21 protein-coding genes and 1 tRNA gene are annotated in these 24,128 nt (G+C 60.5%); 6 read left to right on the forward strand and 16 right to left on the reverse strand.

Annotation, left to right across the window (positions count from 1 at the left end):
• Nucleotide 1: 1 nt before the first annotated feature.
• The 15 genes from V8V93_RS10270 to V8V93_RS10340 form a co-directional block, all read right to left on the reverse strand.
• The gene (locus tag V8V93_RS10270; RefSeq protein WP_338666588.1) at nucleotides 2-661 is read right to left on the reverse strand and encodes a response regulator; all 660 of its coding nucleotides are present in this window, start codon (nucleotides 659-661) and stop codon (nucleotides 2-4) included.
• Nucleotides 654-2,285 (reverse strand): ATP-binding protein, encoded by a 1,632-nt coding sequence (locus tag V8V93_RS10275; protein ID WP_338666589.1) that lies wholly within the window; start codon nucleotides 2,283-2,285, stop codon nucleotides 654-656. Before V8V93_RS10275 ends, V8V93_RS10270 begins: the two co-directional genes overlap by 8 nt.
• Nucleotides 2,282-3,241, reverse strand: a complete 960-nt coding sequence (locus tag V8V93_RS10280; RefSeq protein ID WP_338666590.1) for a triphosphoribosyl-dephospho-CoA synthase — start codon at nucleotides 3,239-3,241, stop codon at nucleotides 2,282-2,284. Before V8V93_RS10280 ends, V8V93_RS10275 begins: the two co-directional genes overlap by 4 nt.
• Entirely contained in the window at nucleotides 3,238-3,813 is a 576-nt protein-coding gene (citX, locus tag V8V93_RS10285) for a citrate lyase holo-[acyl-carrier protein] synthase (RefSeq protein WP_338666591.1), read from the reverse strand. The genes V8V93_RS10280 and citX overlap by 4 nt, the downstream gene beginning before the upstream one ends.
• A complete protein-coding gene (gene citF, locus V8V93_RS10290; protein ID WP_338666592.1) occupies nucleotides 3,803-5,206 on the reverse strand; it encodes a citrate lyase subunit alpha in 1,404 nt (467 codons plus the stop codon). Before citF ends, citX begins: the two co-directional genes overlap by 11 nt.
• A gap of 15 nt (nucleotides 5,207-5,221) precedes the next feature.
• Nucleotides 5,222-6,067, reverse strand: coding sequence for an HpcH/HpaI aldolase/citrate lyase family protein (locus tag V8V93_RS10295; RefSeq protein ID WP_338666593.1), 846 nt, complete (start codon nucleotides 6,065-6,067; stop codon nucleotides 5,222-5,224).
• A complete protein-coding gene (citD, locus tag V8V93_RS10300; RefSeq protein WP_338666594.1) occupies nucleotides 6,064-6,384 on the reverse strand; it encodes a citrate lyase acyl carrier protein in 321 nt (106 codons plus the stop codon). The genes V8V93_RS10295 and citD overlap by 4 nt, the downstream gene beginning before the upstream one ends.
• Nucleotides 6,385-6,397: 13 nt before the next feature.
• Nucleotides 6,398-7,465 (reverse strand): GNAT family N-acetyltransferase, encoded by a 1,068-nt coding sequence (locus tag V8V93_RS10305; protein WP_338666595.1) that lies wholly within the window; start codon nucleotides 7,463-7,465, stop codon nucleotides 6,398-6,400.
• A gap of 14 nt (nucleotides 7,466-7,479) precedes the next feature.
• Entirely contained in the window at nucleotides 7,480-8,742 is a 1,263-nt protein-coding gene (locus V8V93_RS10310) for a 2-hydroxycarboxylate transporter family protein (RefSeq protein ID WP_338666596.1), read from the reverse strand.
• A 383-nt stretch (nucleotides 8,743-9,125) separates the two neighbouring features.
• On the reverse strand, nucleotides 9,126-9,752 hold the full coding sequence (locus V8V93_RS10315) for a hypothetical protein (protein ID WP_338666597.1): 627 nt from the start codon (nucleotides 9,750-9,752) through the stop codon (nucleotides 9,126-9,128).
• A 13-nt stretch (nucleotides 9,753-9,765) separates the two neighbouring features.
• Nucleotides 9,766-10,449 (reverse strand): hypothetical protein, encoded by a 684-nt coding sequence (locus V8V93_RS10320; protein ID WP_338666598.1) that lies wholly within the window; start codon nucleotides 10,447-10,449, stop codon nucleotides 9,766-9,768.
• A gap of 81 nt (nucleotides 10,450-10,530) precedes the next feature.
• Nucleotides 10,531-11,073, reverse strand: coding sequence for a hypothetical protein (locus tag V8V93_RS10325; protein ID WP_338666599.1), 543 nt, complete (start codon nucleotides 11,071-11,073; stop codon nucleotides 10,531-10,533).
• A gap of 1 nt (nucleotide 11,074) precedes the next feature.
• Nucleotides 11,075-11,257 carry a hypothetical protein gene (locus V8V93_RS10330; protein WP_338666600.1) on the reverse strand — a complete coding sequence of 61 codons (183 nt, stop codon included), beginning with the start codon at nucleotides 11,255-11,257 and terminating at the stop codon, nucleotides 11,075-11,077.
• Nucleotides 11,258-11,734: 477 nt separating this feature from the next.
• Nucleotides 11,735-13,537: a reverse transcriptase domain-containing protein gene (locus V8V93_RS10335; RefSeq protein WP_338666601.1), complete on the reverse strand. Its 1,803-nt coding sequence runs from the start codon at nucleotides 13,535-13,537 to the stop codon at nucleotides 11,735-11,737.
• A 437-nt stretch (nucleotides 13,538-13,974) separates the two neighbouring features.
• Nucleotides 13,975-14,051 (reverse strand) — tRNA-Pro (locus V8V93_RS10340).
• A gap of 240 nt (nucleotides 14,052-14,291) precedes the next feature.
• Here V8V93_RS10340 and V8V93_RS10345 point away from each other — a divergent pair.
• The 5 genes from V8V93_RS10345 (at nucleotide 14,292) to V8V93_RS10365 (ending at nucleotide 21,670) form a co-directional block, all read left to right on the forward strand.
• Nucleotides 14,292-15,341, forward strand: coding sequence for a protein-glutamate methylesterase/protein-glutamine glutaminase (locus V8V93_RS10345; protein ID WP_338666602.1), 1,050 nt, complete (start codon nucleotides 14,292-14,294; stop codon nucleotides 15,339-15,341).
• 39 nt (nucleotides 15,342-15,380) lie between these two features.
• The gene (locus V8V93_RS10350) at nucleotides 15,381-17,312 is read left to right on the forward strand and encodes a HEAT repeat domain-containing protein (RefSeq protein WP_338666603.1); all 1,932 of its coding nucleotides are present in this window, start codon (nucleotides 15,381-15,383) and stop codon (nucleotides 17,310-17,312) included.
• Nucleotides 17,313-17,327: 15 nt separating this feature from the next.
• Complete coding sequence (locus V8V93_RS10355; RefSeq protein ID WP_338666604.1) at nucleotides 17,328-18,203, forward strand: CheR family methyltransferase; 876 nt, start codon at nucleotides 17,328-17,330, stop codon at nucleotides 18,201-18,203.
• 58 nt (nucleotides 18,204-18,261) lie between these two features.
• Nucleotides 18,262-18,630, forward strand: coding sequence for a response regulator (locus tag V8V93_RS10360; protein ID WP_071546983.1), 369 nt, complete (start codon nucleotides 18,262-18,264; stop codon nucleotides 18,628-18,630).
• Between the two features lie 91 nt (nucleotides 18,631-18,721).
• Nucleotides 18,722-21,670 (forward strand): chemotaxis protein CheA, encoded by a 2,949-nt coding sequence (locus V8V93_RS10365; protein ID WP_338666605.1) that lies wholly within the window; start codon nucleotides 18,722-18,724, stop codon nucleotides 21,668-21,670.
• A 391-nt stretch (nucleotides 21,671-22,061) separates the two neighbouring features.
• On the opposite strand, the gene V8V93_RS10370 is transcribed toward V8V93_RS10365, so the two are convergent.
• Nucleotides 22,062-22,988, reverse strand: coding sequence for a hypothetical protein (locus V8V93_RS10370; RefSeq protein ID WP_338666606.1), 927 nt, complete (start codon nucleotides 22,986-22,988; stop codon nucleotides 22,062-22,064).
• A 194-nt stretch (nucleotides 22,989-23,182) separates the two neighbouring features.
• Here V8V93_RS10370 and ybgF point away from each other — a divergent pair, with 194 nt between their 5' ends.
• Nucleotides 23,183-24,109, forward strand: a complete 927-nt coding sequence (gene ybgF / locus V8V93_RS10375; RefSeq protein ID WP_338666607.1) for a tol-pal system protein YbgF — start codon at nucleotides 23,183-23,185, stop codon at nucleotides 24,107-24,109.
• The last annotated feature ends 19 nt before the right edge of the window (nucleotides 24,110-24,128 follow it).

Here is a 24,128-nt window from a genome sequence, read left to right on the forward strand (position 1 = left end):
CTCAGAGCCACCGATACTTGCGCAGGGGGCGGCCGATGGCCGGGTAATCGAGGTGGCTCGACACCTTGCCGATCTCTTCCAGGTAGACGAGGTATTTCTTGATGGAGACGCGGGACAGGCCGATGTCCTGCTCCAGGTCCTTCATGCTGCAGCTTTCCGTTCGGCTCGACAGGCTGTTCTGGATGTTTTGCAGCGTGTCCGCGTCGACCCCCTTGGGGTAAGACGGTTTTTCGCGGATGAAGATCCTCTTGTCCAGAATGCTCTGATCCAGTTCCGCATGCGATTCGAGCAGCCTCCGCCGTTCCTGGTAGGAGAGGAGGGCCACCTGGAAGCGCTCGAAGGTGAAGGGCTTCATCAGGTAGTCTATGACCCCGAGGCGCAACGCCTTCTTGATGTCGTTCGAGCTGCGGTCGGCGGTGATCATGATGACGTCCACCCGCGTGTAGGTGTTGCGGATGTGCTGCAGCAGTTCAAGGCCGTCCAGCCCCGGCATGAACACGTCGAGCAGGACCAGGGTCTGCTCCTGGCGGTCCAGGTAGTCGAGGCAGGGCTTTGCCGTGCCGAAGTGGCCGCGCAGGTTGAACCCCTCCAGCCGGGACAGATATTCGGAATTGATGGCCGCGACCATGGGGTCGTCCTCGACGATGATGACGTCAATCATTTTTTCCCTCCTTACTCGCGGAAAGCGGCAGTTGCACGGTCACACGGGTCCCTTTTCCCGGCTTGGAGTCCATTTCCAGCGTTCCGCCGAGGGAGTCCACCGTGAGCAGGACGAGATACAGGCCGAGTCCGCGGTCGCGCCCCTTGGTGGAGAAGTTCCGGGTGAAGATCTTGTCCATCAGGCCGTCTTCGATGCCTTCGCCGGAGTCCTGGATCATTATCCAGATCTGTTCGTCGTCCACCGTGAAGTCGACGGCCATGTGTTTTTTCTCGGTTTCGGCCATGGCGTCGATCCCGTTGTCGATGATGTTGCCGACGATGGTCACGAAGCCGTTGCGCAGCGTTGGATCGGTGATGTCCGGCAGCACCCCTTCGATCTCGAACTCGACCTGGGTGCCCAGCTCCCTCGCTTTGTTGAATTTGCTGGAGAGGAATCCGGCAATGACCGCGTCCTTGATGCCCGAGGACAGGGCCGCATGTTCCTTCATGCGCACGCCGATGAGGTTCGACAGGTATTTGGAGAGTGCCTTGAGCTTGCCTTTCTGCAACAAGCCATAGATGACGTGCAGCCGGTTCAGGAAGTCGTGCGATTGGGTCCGGAGGGCATCCACGTACCGGTTTACTCCCGTCAGGTTCTCGGCCAGTTGGCGGACTTCGGTCATGTCTCTGAACGTGGCGATGGCGCCGACGAGGGTGCCGTTGACCATGATGGGCGTCCGGTTGGTCAGGATGATCGTCCCCAGGAGATTCTGTTCATTGTCGAATTCGGGCTGCCTGGTGACGAGTATCTCCGGGAGGCGGGAGTTCGGCACCACCTCCTCGACCGGCTGGCCGAGGAAATCACCTTCGATGCCGATATTGTTCAATATCCTGGTGGCTTCGGCGTTCACCAAGGTAATCCGGGCGTTGGTGTCGATGGCGACGATACCTTCGCGCACCGTGCTGAGCATGGCCACCCGTTCCTCCAGGCGCCTGGCGATATCTTCGGGTTCGAGTCCGTGCAGGATGTTGATGATGCTTTTCGAGAACAGGACCGCCATCACCAGGCCGAAGATGAGCACAAAGAAAAGGTCGGGCCAGATCGGCGCTATGAATCGGGCGATGGATTGCTCGATGGCGTCGGACATGATGCCCACGATGGTCACGCCGACCTGGCGGCCGTCGTCGCCGTAGATGGGGGTAAGGGCCCTCAGGGACGTGCCGAACGTGCCCGTGGCGAAGGAGATGTAGCTCTTCCCCCGGATGGCGTCTCCCGCGTCGCCGCCGACGACATGCTTGCCGATGTTTTCCGCGACCGGGTGATAGGTGCGCATGCCGTGCATGTCGATGAGCACGATGAACTTGACCCGGCTGGCCTTGGTCAGCATCGTCAGTTCGCTGCGGATTTCCGGCATCAGCGCGCTGTCGCCCTGCATGAAGCGTTTCACCAGCGGCATCTTCGAGGTGATTTCCGCTACGCTCATGGCCTGGGTTCCGGCCACGTGGCGGTATTCTGAGTCGATGAGGTGATGGACGTGGAGGTCGAGCAGGGCGAAGGGCGGCACGAACATGGCGCAGACCATCAGCATGAGTTTGGTCTTGAGCCGCGTCTTGCGGAAAAGCGGGGAAAAGAACCGTAGTATCATGGCGCCTCACGAAGCGGATCCGGAGCGGCAGGCTCCGTCGCAAGAAAATGGAAGAACAGGACGATGGCCAGCAGGTCGGCACAGCCTCCCGGACTGAGGTTGCCGACAATGAACCGCCGTTGCATGGCGCGGAGCAGGTGCATTCCCTCGGGGGTCGCGGCTCCCCCCGCGTCCAGCGCGCGCCGGGCCTCGTCGCGGACCAGTTCGAGGCCGGCCCGCCCGCCCCTGTGCAGCACGTTGGTATCGGCCATGTCGCGCATGAGCAACAGCAGGGCGTTGATCGAGGCTATGTTGAGGCTGTGGCCGCCGATCCAGCGGTCGAATTCCGCCTTGGCGGCGAGGACGTGGGGAAACCCCTGTTCCGCCTCGCCCCTGATACCCTTGATGCCGTATAAAATAAAGAATTTCTCTCCGGCTGTCAGGCTGCGTCCCGCAATCAGCCGCCCCCGGCGCAGCAGACCGTTTTCCGTGAGCCCCGACCGGCGCAGAGGGCGGAAGGGCCCGAAGTCGCGCTCCGTGAGGCCTTGGACCAGCGTGGCCGCCGTCGCGCAGACCGAGGCGCAATCCAGGCCTTTGTCGAGAGCCTCGTTGCGCCCCGCGGCGGCCGCCAGGACCCCCAGCGAGAAGATCAGCCCCTTGTGGGTGTTCACGCCGCCGGTGGAGGCGAGCATGGTCTCTTCCGCCGCGCGGCCCAACCCGCGCAGGCGGCGGAAGGCGTCCCGCGGGGGGGCCCCGGCATCGCCCATGCCCAGTGCGGCGGCCCCGCGGAAATAAGGCTCCAGGCTCATGGCGCTGACGATCATGGTGGAGATGTCCATGTCCCGGTGGGCTCCCGCCGAATCAGGGCAGACCAGTCCGGGCTTCGGGGTGGCGGTCGCCTCGTGAATGGCCGCCCTGACGGCCGTCTTGCCGACGGCTGCGGGGGTTATGCGTCGTATCGGGCAGTAAAGGGTCATGACGCATCCCCTGCGGGCGGGTAGCCGGAGAGGGCCAGGGCCGAGTCCAGGGCCCGCTGCATGTATCGCCACACCGCGTCGGCGGAATGGCTCGACCGGGCCCGGCAAAGGGCCGCCTCCTCATCGCAGAGGAAGCATCTTCTGGGCGGCAGGCCGAGGTCCCGCCGGGAAAGAGGCTCCCCGTCCGGGGCGAGTACATCCGCATCGGCCAGTCTGCCGAAGGGGTGTGCTCCTTCGAGTTCCATGGCGAGCCGTTTGAGCGTCCGGGCCGGAATAGCCGTGGCCAGCAGGCGGAACGGGCCGTCCGCGCTCTCGATCCATTCGTCATGGAGGGGACGCCATCCTGGGCGGGCGGCGTCGAGGATTCCGTCCATGGCCGCACCCAGCGCCGTCAGGAGTTCCTGGGCGCCGGGCGGGTTCTTGTCGCCTCCGGGGAGGTTGAGTCCCAATGAGAGTACGCTCGCGCCGGTGTCGGCCGCCAAGGCCAGCTTGCGGAGCCAGCGTTCCTCCCGGGCATCGAGTATGGCCCTGGAGGAACGCCCGGCTGTTGTGCCGGTTGACTCAGACCGCATAGACCTTGTCCACGATGGTGCCGTCGCGGTATTCGACCAATCCCACCACTCGGTCGCCTTTTTCCATGGGCCGGGGTTTTCCGGTGATGCGCAGGGCCTTCTCCCGCAGCTCCTCGATGGTGCAGACGGGGAGTCCGGCCGCCTTGAGCCGGTCGATCAGGTCGGTTCTGCGAGGGTTCACGGCAATGCCCTGTTCGGTCACGAGCACGTCCACGTCCTTTCCCGGGGTGGTGATGGTGGTGCAGCGCTCCACGACGATGGGCAGGCGCGCCCGCACGAGGGGGGCGACAATGATGGTCAGGTCGGCGCCCGCGGCGGCGTCGTTGTGTCCGCCGGAGCCGCCGATGATCACGCCGTTGGAGTCCGTGAGCACATTGACGTTGAATTCCAGGTCGACTTCGGAGGCGCCGAGGAGCACGGCGTCGAGGAAGTCGACGCAGCAGCTCTTCTGCTTCGGGTTGGCGTAGGTGTCGGCGGATATCTCCTGGTGGGCGGCGTTGTCCCGGATGGAACGGACGCTGCTCAGGTCGAAGCACTGCACGTCGAAGATGCTCTCGAACAGCCCTTCCTCGATCATTTCGACCATGTACTTGGTGATGCCGCCGAGCAGGAAACCGCCCTTGAGCCCGAGCTTGCGCATGTCGTCTCGCAGGAAGGTCGAGGCCGCCAGGGATGCGCCGCCCGCGCCGGTCTGGTAGTTGAACCCGTCGCGCAGCAGACCCGAGGCCCGGATGACCGCCTGGGCGTTGCGGGCGATGGCCAGGGCCAGGGGGTCGCGGGTCATGCTGATCGAGCCGGAGACGATGCCCGTCGGGTCGCCTATCCTGTCCACGCACACGACATGGTCCACGCGGTTGTGGGGGATGGAGATGTGCCGCAGGGCCTCGTCGGAGACGAAGTCGGTCACGGCCACGACCTTTGCGGCATGTTCCACGTCCGGCAGGATGTAGCCCAGGGAGCCGCATGCGGAAGGGCCCTGGACGCCGTTGATGTTGCCGTATGCGTCCACGCAGGGCGCGGCCACGACGGCGATGTCGATTTTCAGCGATCCTTCGCCGATGGCCCTGGGCCGGCCGCCGTGCGAGCGGAACATGACCGGCTTTTCGAGCACGCCCCGGCTGATGGCCGCGGCGAGCGGGCCGCTCATGTAGTCGGTGTCGATGGCGGCGATGACGCCGCTTTTGATGTGGGGAATCATGGCCTCGTGCACGGGAAAGAGCGAGGACATGGCTATGGTCAGGCCCTTCACCCCCAACTGCGCCGCGGCCTCCAGCACCATGTTGGCGACGTAGTCCCCGTTGCGCATGTGGTGGTGGAAGGACAGGGTCATGTTGTCCGCGAGCCCGGCTTCACGAAGCGCGGTGGCCACGTCGGGCAGGAATTTATGGTTCACGATGTACCTCCGTTGCTATTCGGCCATCTGCAGGACGCTTTTGGCGCGTTTGATAATGGGCAGGTCGATCATCATTCCGTCCAGGGAGACCGCGCCCTTGCCGTCGCGTTCCGCGGCCTCGGCCGTTTCGATGACCCGCGAGGCCCAGGCGATCTGCTCCGCGGTCGGCATGAAGGCGGTTTTGACCGCATGGACGTGGTGGGGAGAGATAAGCGCCTTGCCGGAAAAGCCGAGCTGCGCCGCGTAGGCGGCATCCTTCGCGAGGCCCTCCATGTCGGTGACGAAGGGGAAGGGCGTGTCCACGGCGGCGATGCCGGCGGCCTTGCAGGCCATGAGCATGCGGCCTCTGGCGTAGGCGATCTCGTCGCCTTCCGGGGTCCGCTTGGCGCCCATCCCGGCCGTGAGGTCCTCGGCGCCGAGCAGCATGCCGATCAGGGGGCCGCCGAACGAGGCGATGGCCGAGGCGTTTTCTATGCCCAGGGCACTTTCCACCAGGGCCATGATTTTGATGGCCCCGCCGTTTCGGGAGCTTGTGCCGATGAAGTCGGCAATCTCCCGCAACATGTCGGGGTGTTCGCATTTCGGCAGCAGGATGACGTCCGTGCCGCCGGTGACGGCCGCGGCCAAGTCGTCCCGCCAGTACGGGGTGTCCAGGCCGTTGATCCGCACGACGCAGGTGACGTTCTCCGGCCTGAGATCGGTCAGGGTGCGCCGGACCAGGATTCTTGCCGCGTCCTTTTCACCCGGAGCGACGGCGTCCTCCAGGTCGAGTATGACGGAATCCGCGCCGAGGTTGCCCGCACTGGCGAGCATGCCGGGGTTGTTCCCGGGCATGAACAGCATTGTCCGGAAGGTCTTCATTTGATCGACTCCTTGTAACGCGTTATGGCGGCCTCCATCCGGGCCAGGATGGTGCATCGCAGCGCTCCCCGGTCGTTGGCCCGGATGTTCACGCCCTTGAGCCCGGAGTCCTCCAGGCACTGCGTGATGGTTTTTATGATGTCCTCGCCGAATTGCTTCATGACGATGCTCTCCACATTGACGGAACTTTCCCCGCCCTCGGGCACCTGCGTCATCCGGATGAAGATGTCGTTCGACTCGAGGGTTCCCGCCTGGGAACTCGCTGTCTGACCCATGATCGTTTCTCCTTCGGCCTGGTGGCCGCGTTTGGTGTTCACGCTTTCCTCTTCGTTAGTGACGCCCCGTTTTCCCGCGCAGGTTCTCGGCTATTGACCGTCCCTTGTCCGAGAGCAGGAATTGCAGGGTCGACGGGGGAACGAGCCGCTCCAATTCGGGGATGCGCGACGGGAGGTTCCCGTCGCGCATGATCCGCCTGACTTCGGAGGCGCTGATGATCTCCCCGGCGGCGCATTGCCGCGGCATTTCCTCGATGGCGATGCCGTATTCGGGCAGCACCCGCCGGAGGACTTCGTTGTAGGTTGCGGTGGCGGGGCAGTAAGGTTCGCTGCCGACGAACCGGATGCCTATGCCCATATCCGGGGCTATGCGGGTGGCGAAGATCCGGGCGTCCATCTCGGCGTGCACCGCGGCGTGCGCTTCTCTGCCCGAGAAGTATGCCGGGAAACTCGCCCGGGAGACCATGTACGGGCCTCCGGGGACGACCACGACGGTTTTCAGGTCGGAAGCGCCCCTGCGTACGAGTTCGAGCCTGTCCTCGAACGGGAAGGAGGAGGCGTCCTCCTCGACCACGAAAACGACCACCTGCGCACAGCGGGCGGCTGCCTCCGCGACCAGGGCGTGGTGGCCGAGCGTGAACGGGTTGGCATTGACGACCACCGCCCCGAACCGGCCTCCGGAATGCTTCGGCATGGTCCGCCTGGACTGTTGGAGCGTCTCCGCCGTCCGGCGGCTCCAGGCCGCATAATCAGGCTCGCCGAACTCCAGCATGGCCGCCTTTTCGGTGGAAGCGACGAGCTGGAATCCCAGCGAGGCGAACTTCGGGGCCTCGTTCGACTTGGTGAAGATGCAGACCCTCCTGATGCCGTCCACGAGGGCCTGTGACAGGATGCGGCCCACCAAGGACGAGGCGAGCCCCCGTCCCCGGTGGGCGGCGTCCACGCAGACACCGCAGATGGTCGCGCCCGCCAGGAAGGCCGTGCCGCCGAGGCGGCCGTCCTCGAAGAAGCCGATGCCCGTGTCGATGCCGTCGGGCATGCTCAGGCCCGAAGCCCGCAGCAGCGCTTCGGCCTCGCTCAGTTCCTGCCGGGTCGCGATCGCTCGGAATCCTTGAAGGACCATCTTCCGTTCCTTCCCTAGTAGAGTATCGGAATGGTCAATCCGACGATGATCAGGATGAGCGCGCCGCCCAATCGCGAGGCTATCTGCGAGAAGGGCATGAGCTCGAACCGGTTGGCGGCGGACAGCACCGCGACATCGCCGGTGCCGCCCATGTTGGCCATGCACAGCCCCGCGGCGATGGCGGATTCGATGAAGTGGAAGCCCACCAGAAGACCGCCGCAGCCCGCGCCGATGATCGCGCCGACAATGACGGAAAGGACCAGGAAGAAGGTCTGGAGGTTGAAGGCGTCGATGACCACGCCCAGGTCCGTGTAGGTGACGCCCACACCCACGAGCAGCGGGGCGGTCATGTACTTGGCGACGAACTTGAACCAGGTCGCGGAGGCTTCCTGTATGGATTTCGGCACCACGCCGGAGACCTTCAGGATGGCCACGGTGATGATCATCAGGGCATAGTAGTGAAGGGGGATGAACTTGGACAGGATGCGGCCGACGAGGAGCATGGTGCAGGCGGTGAAGAGGCCTATGCCCAGGGCCTGGATGGTCACCTGCGTGACATCGGCTACCTCGTGTTCCTCCTCGCCGCTGCGGATCAGCTTGCCCTCGCCCGACAACTGCGGATAGACCTTGCCCAGCTTGTCGAGCAGGCCGCCGAAGATGATGGCGAGGACGTTGCCGATGGCCATCGGGGGGATGAGGAGGGACAGTATCTCCTTGGTGGAGATATTGGTGCTGGCATGCAGGATTTCGGACATCGGCAGAACGCCCGCCCCGAGGCCGCCGCCCATGATCGGGTAGCAGATGAAGGCGATGCCCCTGCTCCAGCCCTCGCCGGTCAGGGCGCCGACGAGGCCCGCAAGAATGGACGCGCAGATGAGACCGAGCACGATGGGCACGGCGAAGCGCAGACCCGCCTTGACGAGCAGTTTGGCCTTCATACCGAAGATGGAGCCGCAGATGAGCGCGGCAATGTAAAAGTTCAGGAAGTCCGAAGGCTTCATGAATCCGTCAATGACTTTTTTCACGGACGGCGGCATGATGCCGAAATAGACGAAGGCGGCGCTGACGAAGATGCAGAAGATCGGCCCGCCGCCGAGGTAGGAATTGACAATCGGGGTCTTGCTGCCGAGCCAGTCGAGGAGAAAGCCCATGCTCATGGTGATGGCGAAGCCGCCAACCATGCCGCCGGGCAGCTTGCCTATGGCGCTGGCGATCGCCACCAGGACCGAGAGAGCGAGAAGGTGGGGAAGCTTCATCCCCATGACTTCAGTGTTCATGCAATACCTCACACTTGTTGACGTTTACGAGTCGGTTCCCCATCGTTGGGGCAAACGCTAGCTCCTCGCGTGAGATATTTGGGAGTTGGGTAACTAATGGCGTACTTTTGAAAGTTTTGAAGGCGGGGGGGGGGGGCAAAACGGGCGGCGCGCCGTACCCGCAGGGGAAATGAAAAAGGGGCCTGGATGTGCCCGAACTTGTGGCCAGGCTGCGGCCTTACCGTCTGACGCGAACTCCCCGTGTCGGCCGGGACCGGATCCCCTTCTCCATGGACCGGCCCCAAAGTGTGAATCCCGCCAGCCGCACGACGCAAAAACTCCTTGCCTGAAAAGGAGGGCAAGCCGTTTCAGACAAGGAGCCGCGTGTGCCGATCGAGTTCGGATTACTTCAGGTCGAGTGCTTTTTGAACCTTGGTCTCCACTTCCCGGCACCTGTATTTTTTGGCGATATCTGCCATCCTTCCCGTTCCCCAGCCAACGAACCCCATGTTCAGGTTTTCTTCCACGGAAGATGCAAACCTGTTGGCTTGGGCGAGGCCGACGACGGTCCCGGCCTCATCGAGTTGGATGTTGCCCAGGGTGTGGCATTTTAAGTACAATGTGTAGGGTATGATATCGCCATGTGCCGACGAGTTGAACACATTGAAAAGTACGCCGACGGTGCAGAATACGATGTCGTTGATACCGGCTTTCCCGGATTTGAGAAGAGGCTGTATCTGCTTATAGTCTTTCAATATGACGACATTTGTACCGGCAAACTCCCTGCGGGCGTCCTCCATGACCGTTCTTTTCAGAAAAGTTGTAATGGCATCTTGTTGAGATTTGTATTTGTCCCCAACACCGAAGGCGCCCAGCGTTGGCGAACAATGGAAAGAATAGTAGATATACTTGAGGTTTACGTCCTTGCATATATTATAGTTCGTTACTTCGTACAGAGGCAGTTCCTCAGCCTGCGCGCCGATGGCGAAGAGCAATATGAAGAGTGTCAGGGGAGCAAGGGTTTTTCGCATGTAACATTCTTGATTATTGATGGTTTTCGGTGGTCGGCGAGTTGTTTTGCTGCGTCGTGCCTCGCAGTTGTTCCAGCTCATATGGGTTTGTCTCTTCGACGGCGCTTTCAACCGTATCTCCCGCGCGGAATGCGGCCAGATAGACCTCGATCTTGTCGGATGCCTCGCGGGCGACTCGCTGTCGGCTTTTTTCCTTGTCCAGCGTGTAGAGCGGGATTTCATCGTCGATACGCCAGGCCGTGCCATCCGGGGTGAGAATATGCAGGCGCATCCGGACAATGTAGTTGGGAGTTCCGGCATTGACAGCCTGTTTTCCTGCTTCTTTTACGGACCAGCCCAGGAAGTAGCCTGCGTTGATCAAGACGCTGATGGGGTCCAAGGGGACCGGAATCGGCGGGCTTCCCAGGTCGCTATGCGCCAACTGCTGGACCGGGGAGTTGGTCAGGAGCAGGCGCATGGGCCAGTCCGCGGACCGCAGTTCGTTTTCTTCGGCGAGGTCGTCCTCGGAAAGTTGCTTGTTGAGCTGTTCGGCCAAAGACGTCTTGGCGTTGAATGCGGAGTAGTCGGTAATCTCGATAGAGTATGTTTCCTGCTTCCGGACGATGGGAGCGGCGGTATTCGTGCTTGCCTTGCACCCTGTGAGGGCGAGGACCGCGAGAATGAGGATTGCCGGAATCGGGAGAGTACGGTTGACCATGCGTAAGGCTCCATAGATATACTGATAATCGCGCTAATTTGCTGTATGTTGCGCGGCCGTCATCTGTCAAACGCCTTATATTCAAGCTGCGGCGTTCATGGCGTTCTTTTTGCCGAGGCCGTGAAACATGCCCGCCATCTTCTCCCCCGGGCCGAGAAAGCAGGAGAGGGTGACCTTGCGGGACATGCCGAAGCCGAGCGGATTGCCGACCAGTTCGATGCGGGCGTCGTTCAATTCGTAACGGCAGGCCAGATCGTATCCGAGACGATGGCACTTGGCGGTCTTGATCTCCTGATCCAGCCAGGACTTCAGGTTGCGGAAGGTGGACCCGCCGGCTTCCCAGGTGATGCTGATGCCTTCCAGGCGCTGCGAGGCGTTGAAGCGCAGGACCATTTTTCTGATTCCGGCATGGGTATGCATCGGCTCGTCGACGGTGAGCGTCGTACCGGATTCGTTTTTGACTTCATCCATCTCGCCTCGGAGCGAGTTGAGCGCGTGACGGGCTGGTCCGTAGGGAATGACCTGCTGATTGGCGGGCAAATCGTTGGTGGTGGAATAATTGAGCGGTCCGAAGGCGGTCTTGAGCAGCAGATTCCAGATTCTGTCGGTGAGATGCAGATTCATATCATCCTCCTGTGGATGCGGTTTGCGGTTCTACATTCACAGTCGGACGTCGCGGGAAAAGATGACAACAGATCAGGTCATCCTTGGGCTGCACTTTCATGATGATGTTGCCTGCGATAAAATCCTGTCGAACGTAGTCGTAGCCTCGCAGGCCGAACGCGTGGTAGATGAAATTTGTGGACATGGCGATTACTCCTCCCGATGCTCAGTGGTATGATTATCGGTTGGACGCCATGTCCTTTCATTTTGTCAAAAGTACGCTTGAACCGGATGAACCTTTTCTTCTTCTGAGCGGCTTTGGAGGGGGAGCTGGGGGGAGATAGTCTGTTCATATGTGACCAAAATATGTGACCAAGAAAAAAAGGACTTACGAAAATCATTCGTAAGTCCTTAATTTTTCTGGTCGGGATGAGAGGATTTGAACCTCCGATCTCCGCGTCCCGAACGGGACGGAGTGCGCTGTACGCCTTGAAATTGTAGCGTATTTTTTTGAACTGTCACATGAAAAAGGGGCCTAAAACCCACCAAAAATGTGACAGGAAATGTGACGGGATGGAATAAAGTCTAAGGCCGTATTACGAAGGGCAAGAGGGTGGGAATTCGGATTGTGCAACTCACTCTGCCAGTGTGGATATTAGGTGGGTGCGTTTGTACATCGACACTATATGTTACAAATAGTTTGGATTCGATCAAATGTGTCTTTGAATCCACTGTAGTCCATTTTGTTGAATGGTTTTTCTCCACGCATTATTTTGATAGCAAAATCCCTTTTGGAGAGAGCTTTGTTGGTGAGGACTCCACCTGTGGCGGTACAGACTGCATCATCAATAATTTTTTCGTCCCCCTTGAGAGTTTTATCCCACCCAGGCACTTTTTTGCCATCACGTGCTCGCATCCCATACGTCAGATCAGGAATTATTTTGTGCTGGCCTTTTTTATGGAATTCAGTGCTCAAAAACAATCGCCTTCCGAATTTGTCTTCTTTGAGAAGATCTGCATCTTGGTATAGTTGCTCTATAGCAAAAGTTTCAGTGGTACGATGGGCAGGTTTTGGAAGTATGATAGAAAATACGTTATTTCCCCAGTCGATATAATCTTTTCCTTTGTGCTTTTCATTGATGCTTTTAATGTCGCAATCGTAAACGCAGATAATCGGGTTCTGGAATTCGACGTAAAGTGCGTTTGCATTGTTGCACAAATAGTTCAAATGATCGAATCCGCCATTCGTGTATCGTTTGTGCTTGTGGATATTTAAATCTAGAGTGCTGTAATCACCTTTTTCTTTGAAAAATGAGAATGCTTTTCTCAAATGCATCCAATCAGTTTCTCCTTCTCCCAGGATTGTTGGGAGCCCGCAGTCCCTAAAGAGGAGCATTTTGTATCGTTGAAGGTATTTATAATACTGGTCTTTAGAAATAGATTGCAAATCTTTTCTGTTGTAATGAATTCTGTTTCTAATACATTCCTGCTCATCAAGGGTATTGAGCAAGTCTATTCTGTGACTTCTGACATGTCGGATGTGTTCGAGCTTCCCTCGCACGATGTTGGGGAAGCTGATTTCTTTTGTCGGATCGGAGCGATTACCCAAGTCAAAATTATTTATATATTTTTCTTGCGCGTTATCGAGTCCGTTGACCTTCCAGTCGTGCAACATGGCCCGCACTTGTTTAAGAGATTTTCTCCTAATGTTTGGATAATCGTTAACGACGATGCCAGTAACTAGCTGCCTGTCTGAACGTGTCCTCATCGAAGTTTTGTCGTCATTGATTTGAAAGCCATTTCTGGAAACGATTTCTTGGAGTACTTCACCAGGATCCCAGTCAATCCCGTTAGTTATGGCGATCTCTTCTGGGAAAATATTTTTATTTGTAGAAAAGGTTAAGTCATCGGCGTAGCGGGTGTAAAAGCAGCCACAAGATTTGGAAAGATCAGACAATTGCTTATCCATGTATGCGCAGATCATATTGGTAATGACTGGCGAACAGGGAGAACCTTGAGGAAGAATGTCATTGTGGCAAGCTATCTTAGCAATGAGGATTGCTACTTCTCTTTTGATTTCATAGGGCCTGGCTGTGAATAGTCCGAGTACCCTCCCGAAATGGATGGAGGGGAAGAAATCTTGTAGGTCAACGTTGAAAACGAATCGCTTTCGGGAGTGATTGGTGGCATTGCTCAAGATGTCTCGGTCAGTAACGAAGCCGTGTACTGACTTTTTGACCATATAAATATCTTGTAGCTTTTCGGCGAGTCTCCTTTGGATTCCTTTTAAGCCGGTAAATGGAGCAGAGATATTGCGAGTACTTCCAGAACGTTTTTTGATTTCGAAATCTGTGTATTGCCCGTTGGGGCCACCAAGGTGCTTGTAAAGAACATAGCTGAGTTTCTTAGCTGGAAAGCCAAGGAAAAGTGCTAGGTCTGTCAAACCGGTGAGGGATTGGAAATCGTTGAGGGTTGCTTTGGGCATGGAACATCCTAATGGCTGAAAGGGCATCTGCCTAGGAATTCTAACCTGAAGCGAGAGCAACAAGGAGGCTAAGGGTACACAGTAGCCTGGTCAGCAAGTTTGGAAAAGCCAGCGGCTTGACCGTTTCGTAGTCATCGCCGGTAACAGCGACAAAAATCAATTAACCTTACGGCAGATGCCCAATCATTGTTACTGGATAGTCTGAATATGTGATCGTTGCAAGATGGAATATGACACTGTTTCTTTTGGTAGGGAGGGCGTGACGTTTGAGTCGGGCTGTCGCACGAACAACCTATGCGTTTTGAGCGCATTGCTTGTTCTTAGTAACATATTAAATTTTATAGGATTGGTTTCAGCTTGTGTGAGGAAAATGTGACAAATAGTGTGACAAATAGAAAAGGCACTTACGAAAAATGTTCGTAAGTGCCTGTTTTTCCTGGTCGGGATGAGAGGATTTGAACCTCCGATCTCCGCGTCCCGAACGCGGCGCTCTACCAGACTGAGCCACATCCCGTTGCTCGTGAGAAAGGGTGTTTAGCCCACGGGTGATAAAAAGGCAAGGCAAAATTTTGATGAAAGTTCAAGGTTGTGGACAAAGTGGCTAAAGCTACTTAAAATGGAAAATTGTAAGACAAAATAATATCCTGCCGCGTGGCGGCCGGATAGTGTCCGCGATTGCCGCCCGTTGGCGGCTGCATGGATCGCCCGGGCGGTGCGGGGGACGGAATGTGGGGCTTCCCAAGGAGTTGTATACGTGATCAAAGTTCTCGTCGTTGATGATTCCGCGTTTATGCGGAAGGCCATCAGCACGATGCTCGACAAGGACCCCGGTATCACCGTGGTGGGGGTGGCGCGCAACGGCCGGGTAGGCCTGGACATGGTGCGCAAGCTCGATCCCGATGTCGTGACCATGGACATCGAGATGCCCGAGATGGACGGTCTGACCGCGCTCAGGCACATCATGATGGAATGCCCCAGGCCCGTGCTCATGGTCAGCTCCCTGACCACCGAGGGCGCGGAATCCACCCTGAAGGCCATGGAGCTCGGCGCCGTGGACTTCATTCCCAAGCAGCTTTCCAAGGTGTCGCTGGACATCATCAAGATCGAGCGGGACCTCATCGAGAAGGTCAAGACCGTTGCCGCGCGCAAGATGCGCCACGTGGCCGCCCGGCCCGCCGCGCCCCGCCAGGTCCGCAGGCCCGTGCCCTCAGCCCGCGCGGGCGGACGCCCCGTCCGCGACGTGGTGGCCATCGGCGTATCCACCGGCGGGCCCCCCGTGGTCCAGAAGATCCTGTCTTCGCTGCCTGCCGATTTCCCGGCCGGCATCGTCATCGCCCAGCACATGCCCGCCGCCTTCACCGGCCCGTTCGCGGCCCGGCTCGACAGCGTCAGCCGGATCAAGGTCAAGGAGGCCGAGAGCGGCGACGTGCTCAGGCCCGGCCACGCCTTCGTGGCGCCCGGCGGCAGGCATATCATTCTCGACCAGAAGGTCAGCCACATCAATGTGCTGGTCACGGACGAGCCCGCGGACGCCCTGTACAAACCTTCGGTCAACGTGCTCATTAGCTCGGTGGCCAGGGCGGTGGGACGTCGGGGGCTCGGAGTCATCCTGACCGGTATGGGCAACGACGGCTGCGAAGGCATCCGGGATCTCAAGGGGAAGGGAGGACGGGCCTTGGCGCAGAGCGATTCCACCTGCGTGGTCTACGGCATGCCCAAGGCGGTGGTGGAGCGGAACCTGGCGGACGAAATCGTGGACCTCGACGACATGGCCGAGTCCATCATGGCGAATTTGTACAAATAAGAACGACCCGCGAAATTCGGAAGGGGGAGGTCTGACAACATGGCGGATTGTACCGAATATCTGGCCCTGCTGAGCAGCGACAACAAGGAAATCGTCCGGGAGAGCGCCTTCAGGGCCGGGGAAGACAACTGCGTCGAAGCCGTGCCCAAGCTGGCGGAGCTGCTCAAGACCAACCACCTGGGCATCCAGGAGGCGGTGGACAGTTCCCTGCGCAAGATCGGCGGCCGGGAAACCGTGGAGGCGGTCATTCCGCTGCTGCGGTCCGACGAAGCCCCGGTGCGCAACCTGGCCATGGACATCCTGCGCGAGGTGGGCAACCAGGACATGCCGTCGCTCATCGACCTGATCCTGGACGAGGACCCGGATATCCGCATTTTCGTGGCCGACATCCTTGGCTCCACCGGGAACCTCCTGGCGGTCCAGCCCCTGTGCGAGGCCCTGCTCAAGGACCCGGAGGTCAACGTCCGCTACCAGGCCGCAGTGAGTCTGGGCGAGCTGGGCATGGAAGACGCCACTCCCTGCCTGAACAAGGCCATCAACGACGAGGAGTGGGTCCAGTATTCCGTGATCGAGGCCCTGACCAAGATCGGCCATACCAGCTCCGTGGGCGCCCTGGTCAAGGCCCTGGACGGGGCGTCCGACCTGGTCGCTTCCATGATCATCGACTCTCTGGGCGAGATGGGCAACGTCAAGGCCGTGACCATGCTCCTCAAGCGCATGGCCGACGCGCCCACAGCCTTGCGCAACAAGATCGTCAAGGCCATAGTCAAGATCCTCGGGGGCAAGTCCCTGACCCTGCTCAGCGACGAGGAGCGCGAGCGGTTTCGACAGTATCTGCTGGTCGCTCTACAGGACGAGGACGAGGAGATCCAGGACGCCGCCATTCATGGCCTGGCCTTTGTCGGCGGCGAGGAGGCCTCCTCCGGCATCCTGCACATCGCGGGCAAGCTCGACCAGGACCGCGACCAGGACCGGCTGCGGCTGATCATCGGCTTCCTGGCCCAGATCGGCCTGACCGAGGCCCTCAAGGAGGGGCTGCTCGGCGAGGACCAGGACGTGGCGCGCGTGTCCGTGCAGGTGCTTTCCCAGATCGCGCCCGACGCCTGTACCATGGAGGACTGCGTCTGCCAGGTGCTCATGGAGGCGTTCTGGAAGGCCGCACTGCCCGTGCAGCGGCAGATCGTCAGCGTGGTGGCGGCCAAGGGCGAGGAGCAGTCCAAGGACTTTTTCATCCGTGTGCTCAACGAGCATGAGGACGGCACCGTGCTCAAGAGCGCGGTCTACCTGCTCGGCGAAAAGCTGAGGCTGCCCGAGGTGGTGGACCAGATATTCCCGCTCATGGCCCATCAATACGACGACGTGAAGGAAGCCGCCCTGGAGGCGTGCATCGCCATTGACGGCCCCGACGTGCAGGCTCGCTTCCAGGAGATGTTCCAGAGCGAAGAGCCCATCCGCCGGCTCATGGCCACCTACGCACTGGGCAAGCTCGGCCCCATGGAAAACCTGGACATTCTGACCCAGGCCGTGGAGGACGAGATCCCGGACATCCGCAAGGTGGCCGTCGAGGCCCTGGCAGCATCCGGCGGCGACGAAGCCGTGTGGCGGCCCCTGATTCTGCACCGGCTGTCGGACGAGAGCAAGGACGTGCGTCTGACGGTCATCGAGATCATGGGGCAGCACTACGACGAGGAGATGGCCCCCCATCTCATCGACGCCCTGAACGACGAGGACGACTGGGTCAAGATCCGGGCCATGGACGCCCTGGGCGAGCACGGCACGCCCCAGGCCGCGCCGCTGATGATCGACATGCTGCACAACACCAACCGGTTCGTGGTCATGAAGGCCATCGAGGCCCTGGGGAACATCGGCGGCAGCGAGGCCTTTTCGGCCCTGCTCGAAGTGACCAACAGCGACGAGTACGAGTTGGTCAGCGCCGCCGAGGAAGCGATCTCCAAGATACAGGAAATGTAGGAGTACCCATTCGGAATGTCGTCTCTTTTCTCAAAGACCATATCCCTGGGCAAGGAGCTCAAGATCTCGGATCAGGAGTTTGCCAACCTGCGGGATTTCATCTACGCCGAATGCGGCATCTATATAGCAGATAACCGCAAGTATTTATTGGAAAATAGACTCGGGAACAGGCTTAAAAAACTCAACCTGAAAAATTTCGACGAATACTACAATTTCCTCCGGTTCGACCCGGCCAGAGGCGCGGAGATGAAGAAGCTCTATGAGGTCATCACCACCAACGAGACGAGCTTCTACCGCAACCCGCCACAGCTCAAGGTCTTCCAGGAGGAGGTCCTGCCCGACGTGCTCGCCTCCTGCCGGAGAAAGGGGAAGAAGCTACGCATCTGGTCGGCCGGGTGTTCCACCGGCGAGGAGCCCTACACCATCTCCATCATCATCCACGAGATGCTCAAGGCCGAGCTGCTCTCCTGGGACATCCGCATCACGGCCAACGACCTGTCGGAGCGGGTGCTGGAATCGGCCAGGCGGGGCGTGTACAACGACTACACGCTGCGGACCACGCCCGAGGAAACCGCGGCCCGGTACTTCGATATGGACAAGGGGCAGAACAAGATAAAGCCGGAGGTCAAGCGGCTGGTCAGCTTCGGGCAGATCAACCTCAGGGACCGCGTGCAGCTCAAACGGGTGGAACGTTCACAGGTCGTATTCTGCAGAAACGTCATCATCTATTTTGACGACGAGATGAAAAAGCGCGTTATCAACGCTTTTTACGACAATCTGCTACCGGGGGGCTACCTGATCATCGGACACTCCGAGTCGCTGCACAACATCACACGCGCCTTCAAGCCCATTCACTACCCGGGCGCCATTATTTATCAAAAGGAGGAGTAGGACATGTTCCGTGAGGGATTTGATAAGGTGGCGCCTGCCGTGCTAATCAGGGGGAACTATGCCTAAACATATTCTTATAGTGGACGATTCCAAGACCGTCAGGAACCTGGTGGCCTTCATCATGAAAAAGGAAGGCTTCAAGGTGACCACGGCGGAGGACGGCCTGGACGGCCTGGAGAAGCTGTACAGCCTGTCCGAGGTCGACCTGATCGTGTCCGACGTGAACATGCCCCGCATGGACGGGTTGACCTTCATCAAGACCGTCCGGGAGCAGGCCGCGTACCGGGATATCCCCATCGTGGTGCTGTCCACCGAGGGCCAGGACAAGGACATCCAGACGGGATTGACCGTGGGGGCGAATCTGTACATGATCAAACCCGCCCAGCCGGAAAAGCTTGTTCGCAACGTCAAGATGCTGCTGGGATAGCCGTCCGCGCGCGGAACGGCGAGTTAACGCAACCGACGCGGCGGAGGCGCGGGTCCGCGCACAGAACCCAGCCGCCGCATGAGGAACCTCGATGAGCCAGGACTTTCTTGACCCGGAAATCTTGACCGATTTTTTCATTGAAGCCAAAGAGCACTTGGAGACTATCGAACCCAACTTGCTCGAGCTTGAGAAGAGTCCGGACAATCTCGGCCTCCTCAACGAAATATTTCGGCCCATGCACTCCCTCAAGGGGGCGTCGGGCTTTCTCGGCCTGAACAAGATCAACGGACTGGCCCACAAAGCGGAAAACATCCTGGACGAACTGCGCCAGGGCTCCATGCGGGTGACCGGGGCCATCATGGACCTGATCCTGTCGGCCACCGACGCCCTGCGGACCATGGTGGACAATCTGGAGACCAGCGGGGTGGAGGGCGACGTGGACACCGCACCCATCATCGCCCGGATCGAGGCGGCCCTGCTCGGCCAGCTTCCGGATGAGGCCCGGGCCGAACCGCAGGCGGCGTCCCCGGAGGCACCCGAGGCGGCGCCCGTGCCGGAAGCCGTCGTCGTGCCAAAGCCCGAGCCCATCAAACCAGAACCCGCCGTGGAGGCGGAAGACGCCGGGGATGCCGACATGAACGCTTTCCACCCGCAGCCCGATCCCGACTTCGACCCCACCCCCTATGCCCTGACCACGGTGGGCGAGGGCCATCTGGCCGACTTTCTCGAAGAGGCGCAGGAGATCGTCGAGAACCTGAACCGCTGTCTCCTGGCCCTGGAAGGGGACCCGGGCGGCAACGACGAGTTGATCAACGACACCTTCCGTTACTTCCATAACCTCAAGGGCAACAGCGGCATCATCGGGTTCAAGGAACTCAATTCCCTGACCCACGAGGCCGAGACCCTGCTGAACAAGGTCCGCAAGGGCGAAATCGCCTCCAGCCAGGGGCTCATCGACCTGCTCCTCTCGGCCGTGGATCTCATCGAGGCCCTGGTGGCCAAGGTGGACATGGAGACCAGCCGGGTCGAGCCGCTGGATACCAGCGTCATGGTCCAGGTGCTCCGCAAGGTCACCGAGGACGGCAACCTGGACGCGGTCGGCGGCGTCGTGCCCGTGGGCAGGCAGGCGGCCGAGACCGTCCCCGAGCAGGCGGCCGAGCCGGTTGAGCCCGCCTCGCAGGCGGAGGCCGCGCCCGAACCCGAGGCGCCCGCGGCGGAGTACGACCCCGAGGACGTCTCCCTGTTCGTCCAGACCATCGAACAGCAGTTCGAGGCCGTGCTGGTTGCCTTCAAGATGCTCCGCCAGGACGCCGGGCAAAGGGACATCATCGACGGCTTGTTCCGGACCTTCCAGACCATTCAGAACTCCACGGGGTACATGGGGTTCGACGAGATCAAGGAATACGCGGGCCGGACCGTGGGGCTGGTGGACCAGGCCCGCAACTCGGACATGGATTTTTCGTTGATGCTCGACATCCTCGAGCAGGAATACGCCATTCTCAAGGACATGATCACCGCGGCCATTGACACGTTGCCCGGCGCGGCCTTGTCCGAACCCGCGCCCAAGGCCGCGCCTGCGCCCAAACCCAGGGCCGCGGTCCCGGCTCCCGAGCCCGCTCCGGCCCCGGCTCCCAAACCGGCGGTCCTTGCTCCCGCGCCGCGTGCCGAGGCCAGCCCCGTTCCGGCCGCGCCGCCCGTTGCCAAACCCGCAGCCAAGCCCGCTCCGGCGGCAAAGACGACCATGCCCACCACGGCCGTAAAGAACAGCGCCGCTCAGGCCCAGGCCAAGCCCAAGGCGTCGAGCACCATCCGCGTGGACCACCATAAGCTGGACCACCTGATGAACGTCATCGGCGAGCTGATCATCAACCGCAACCGCTACGCCATGCTCGCCCGCGCCCTGGAAGAGGGCCAGGAGGACGTGCACGTGGTCGCGCAGCAGCTCACCGAGACCACCTACGCCATGGCCCGCATTTCCGACGACCTGCAGGACACCATCATGAAGGTCCGCATGGTTCCGGTGCAGACCGTCTTCTCCCGCTTCCCTCGGCTGGTGCGAGACCTGAGCCGCAAGTCCGGCAAGCAGGTGGAGTTGATCATGGAAGGCGAGGAGACCGAATTCGACAAGTCCGTGGTCGAGGAGATCGGCGATCCGCTGGTCCACCTCGTGCGCAACGCGGTCGACCACGGCCTCGAGGACGAGGAAACCCGCATTGCGGCGGGCAAGAAGCCTAAGGGTCACGTGTGGCTCAGGGCCTACCACAAGGGCAACTCCGTGGCCATCGAGGTCGAGGACGACGGTCGCGGCATGGACCCGGAAAAGCTCAAGGCCGTGGCCGTGCGCAAGGGCCTCATCACCCAGGACGAGGCCAATGCCATGGACGATCGCGAGGCCCTGGATCTGATCTTCGCGCCGGGCTTCTCGTCCGCCGAAAAGGTCACGGACATCTCCGGGCGCGGCGTGGGTATGGACGTGGTCAAGACCAACATCAAGAACCTCAAGGGCAGCGTGAACACCCAGTCCGAGGTGGGCAAGGGGTCCAAGCTGACCCTGACCCTGCCCCTTACCCTGGCCATCATCGACGCGCTCATGGTCCAGGTCGGCGGCGACACCTTCGCCATCCCCCTGGACGCCGTATCCGAGACCACCAAGATCGAGGTCGAAAAGCTTTCGGACGTCAACAATCGCAAGGCCGTGACCCTGCGCGGCGAGGTCCTCGGCATCGTCGAACTGGCCGAACTGCTCGACATGCCCCAATCCATGGACGAACGCGAAGTCCTGCCCATGGTCGTCATCCAGGACAACGACCGACGCCTCGGCCTGGTGGTGGACCGCCTCCTGGAACGCCAGGAAATCGTCATCAAACCGCTCGGCCAATACCTCAACAACTTCAATCTCAAGGGACTGTCCGGCGCGACCATCATGGGCGACGGTTCCGTGGTGCTTATTCTCGATCCCCACGAGATCTACAGCCTGTCCACCCAGCTCGGCCGCAAGGAACCCCTGGTCGTGAGCGGCGCGATTACCAGCAAGTCGTAGTAAGTTGCCTCCGGCGGCCGGGGAAGGAGAGAGGGAACCCTTCGGGAAAGGGTTCCCTTCTCTCCCGGACTCCATCTCTCTCCCTCCTAAACCTTTTGTATACGCATTCGCGTGCGCGCGGGTGAAGGTACGTCGTGTTTTTGGGCATGGCTTTGCGCGAGCGCGGCACGGGGATGGAAGAGGGCTGGGGTGACGCGTTCGCTCGTTCCTCGCGAAGCGACACAAAGAGTTCTGGAGATTCTTAAGAATCTCTTCCAAGAGGTTCTTAAGCCGTCGGAGACGCCCAGCCGGTGAGGCCCCGCCGGAGGCATCCCCAATGGACACGGCGCGGCGCACGAAAAAGGCCGGGAAGCATCCGCTTCCCGGCCTTTTTCATCGCTTGCCGCGTCGTCTACATCATGGTCATGAAGTTGATGAACAGGGTGACGTTAAGGGCGTGCATGACCCAGAAGAGGGCGAGGGTGAGGACAGCGAGGCCTTTGAGGCGCATGGGCGATTCGCTGCGGCCCAGGAACAGCCAGATGAAGCAGCAGATCGCGCCGATGCAGATCAGGGCGGTCCAGACATAGGCCAGCGGGGTGCCCAGGATGATGGTCTGGATATCGGCGGGCAGCCGGGAGTAAAGCCAGAACTGGCAGCCGAGGAAGCCGATCATGGGCAGTTGAGCCCAGCGGGCGGCCATGCGCAGGGCGAAGCCGTAGTAGTCGCGGCCGAAATCGTCCTTGTTGCGCCGGAGGATGAGGTAGCCCAGGCTCATTGCGGCGGCGGCCGACAGGACGAGCAGGGCATACATGGCGGACATGGGCTGGGCCAGGATGGCCGTGTTGGTCAGGGCGTCGCCGGTGGACCCGGTCTGGGAGAAATTGAGGATCAGTTTGGCCGGGATGATGATGGCCAGACCGATGAGCGCACTGAAGGTGGCCACCAGTCCCAGGGTGATGTGGGCGGCCTTGGCGGTGCGCAGCTTCTTCCAGGTGGAGAAGTAGAGCAAGCCGGCGACCAGGAACACGGCGATGGCCACGATGCCCTGGAAAAAGGGCGAGCCGGGAGTGAAATAGGCCGCGAAGAGATTCGGGAACTTGACCATGGCGAGGCCCAGCGAGGCGCCGCAGATGAGGATCAGGGCCACGGTCAGGATCAGGCCCATGGCGGCGGTCTGCTGTCCGTATTTGTCGAAGAAGACCTTCTTGCGGGTCTTGGCCGAGATTTCGCCCAGGACCGCGATGGCCGGGCTGCCGAGGGCCGCCATGCCGAGCAGGCTGAAAAAGGCCGGGGCCAGCATGTAGGCGATGAGGGTCAGGGTTTCTTGGGTGCTCATGGTCGATTGGACTCCGGTAGGTTGCGCGGGGCGGACCGTGCCCCGTGGGCGTTTTTTGCCTGAAAAACGTGCCGCATGCAAGGGCGCATTTCCCGGCCGGAGGGCTATGTTGTCCATCAGATTCCTTGCAAAAAATCCGGGTATCGCCTATTGCCTATGAAACGCCCAAACGAGACCTCGCGGAGACCTCCTTGATGAAATGCCTGAAACTCCTTCTGCTTGCCGTGATCTGCCTGCCCCTGGTGGGCTGCGCCACCTCGCAGAAGAACGCCGAAACCGAATCGGCGAGCACGGAGTGGCGCATCAAGAGCCTTGAGGAGGGTTTCCTGAATTTCCGCGAACAGCAGCGCAAGATGGCCGACGAGGACGCGCTTTTCCGTGAGAAGCTGGACAAGCGCATGGCCGCCGTGGAGGCCGAGCTGGCAGCACTGCGGAGCGGGCAGGCGGCCGTCCCCGCGTCGTCCGACACACCGCGCGGAGAAACCTGGTCCTCGGACCTCAAGCCCGAGGACGACGGTTGGGTGGAGGGCGGCAAGCCCGCCGAAAAGAGTGCGCCCGTGGTGGAAAACGACGCGGAAAAGCCGTGGGCCAAGGTCCCCGAGCCGCCCGCAGTGCCCGAACCGCCGAAGGCCATCCCCGAGCCCGAGGTCATTTCACGCGCCGAGGCCCCCAAACCTGCTCAGGCCCCGGCCGCGGCCAAGCCTGCACCCAAACCCGTTGCCAAACCCGCGCCCAGGCCCGTATCCGGGGCCAAAGCGCTGTACGAGCGGGGGTACGGCCAGTACAACGCGGGCCAATTCCAGGCCGCACGGGCCACCTTCGACGAGTTCCTGGCCAAGTATCCCGGCAACGAACTCGCGGCCAACGCCCTGTACTGGAAGGGCGAGACCTATTATTCCGAGCAGAACTACGCCCAGGCCATCCTGGCCTTCAAGGAGGTCACGGGCAAGTTCCCCAAGCACGACAAGGCCGCCGCGGCCCTGCTCAAGATCGGCATGTCCTACGATCGGGTGGGCGACCCGGACAACGCGATTTTCTACCTGCGCGCCCTGGTGGAGGATTTCCCCAAGTCCTCGGCCGCCGGGCTCGGGCGCAAGGAATTGGCCCGGCTGGGCGGCTAGCCCGCCGTTCCGTCCACGT

The organism is Pseudodesulfovibrio sp. 5S69 (assembly GCF_037094465.1).
Classification (GTDB): domain Bacteria; phylum Desulfobacterota; class Desulfovibrionia; order Desulfovibrionales; family Desulfovibrionaceae; genus Pseudodesulfovibrio; species Pseudodesulfovibrio methanolicus.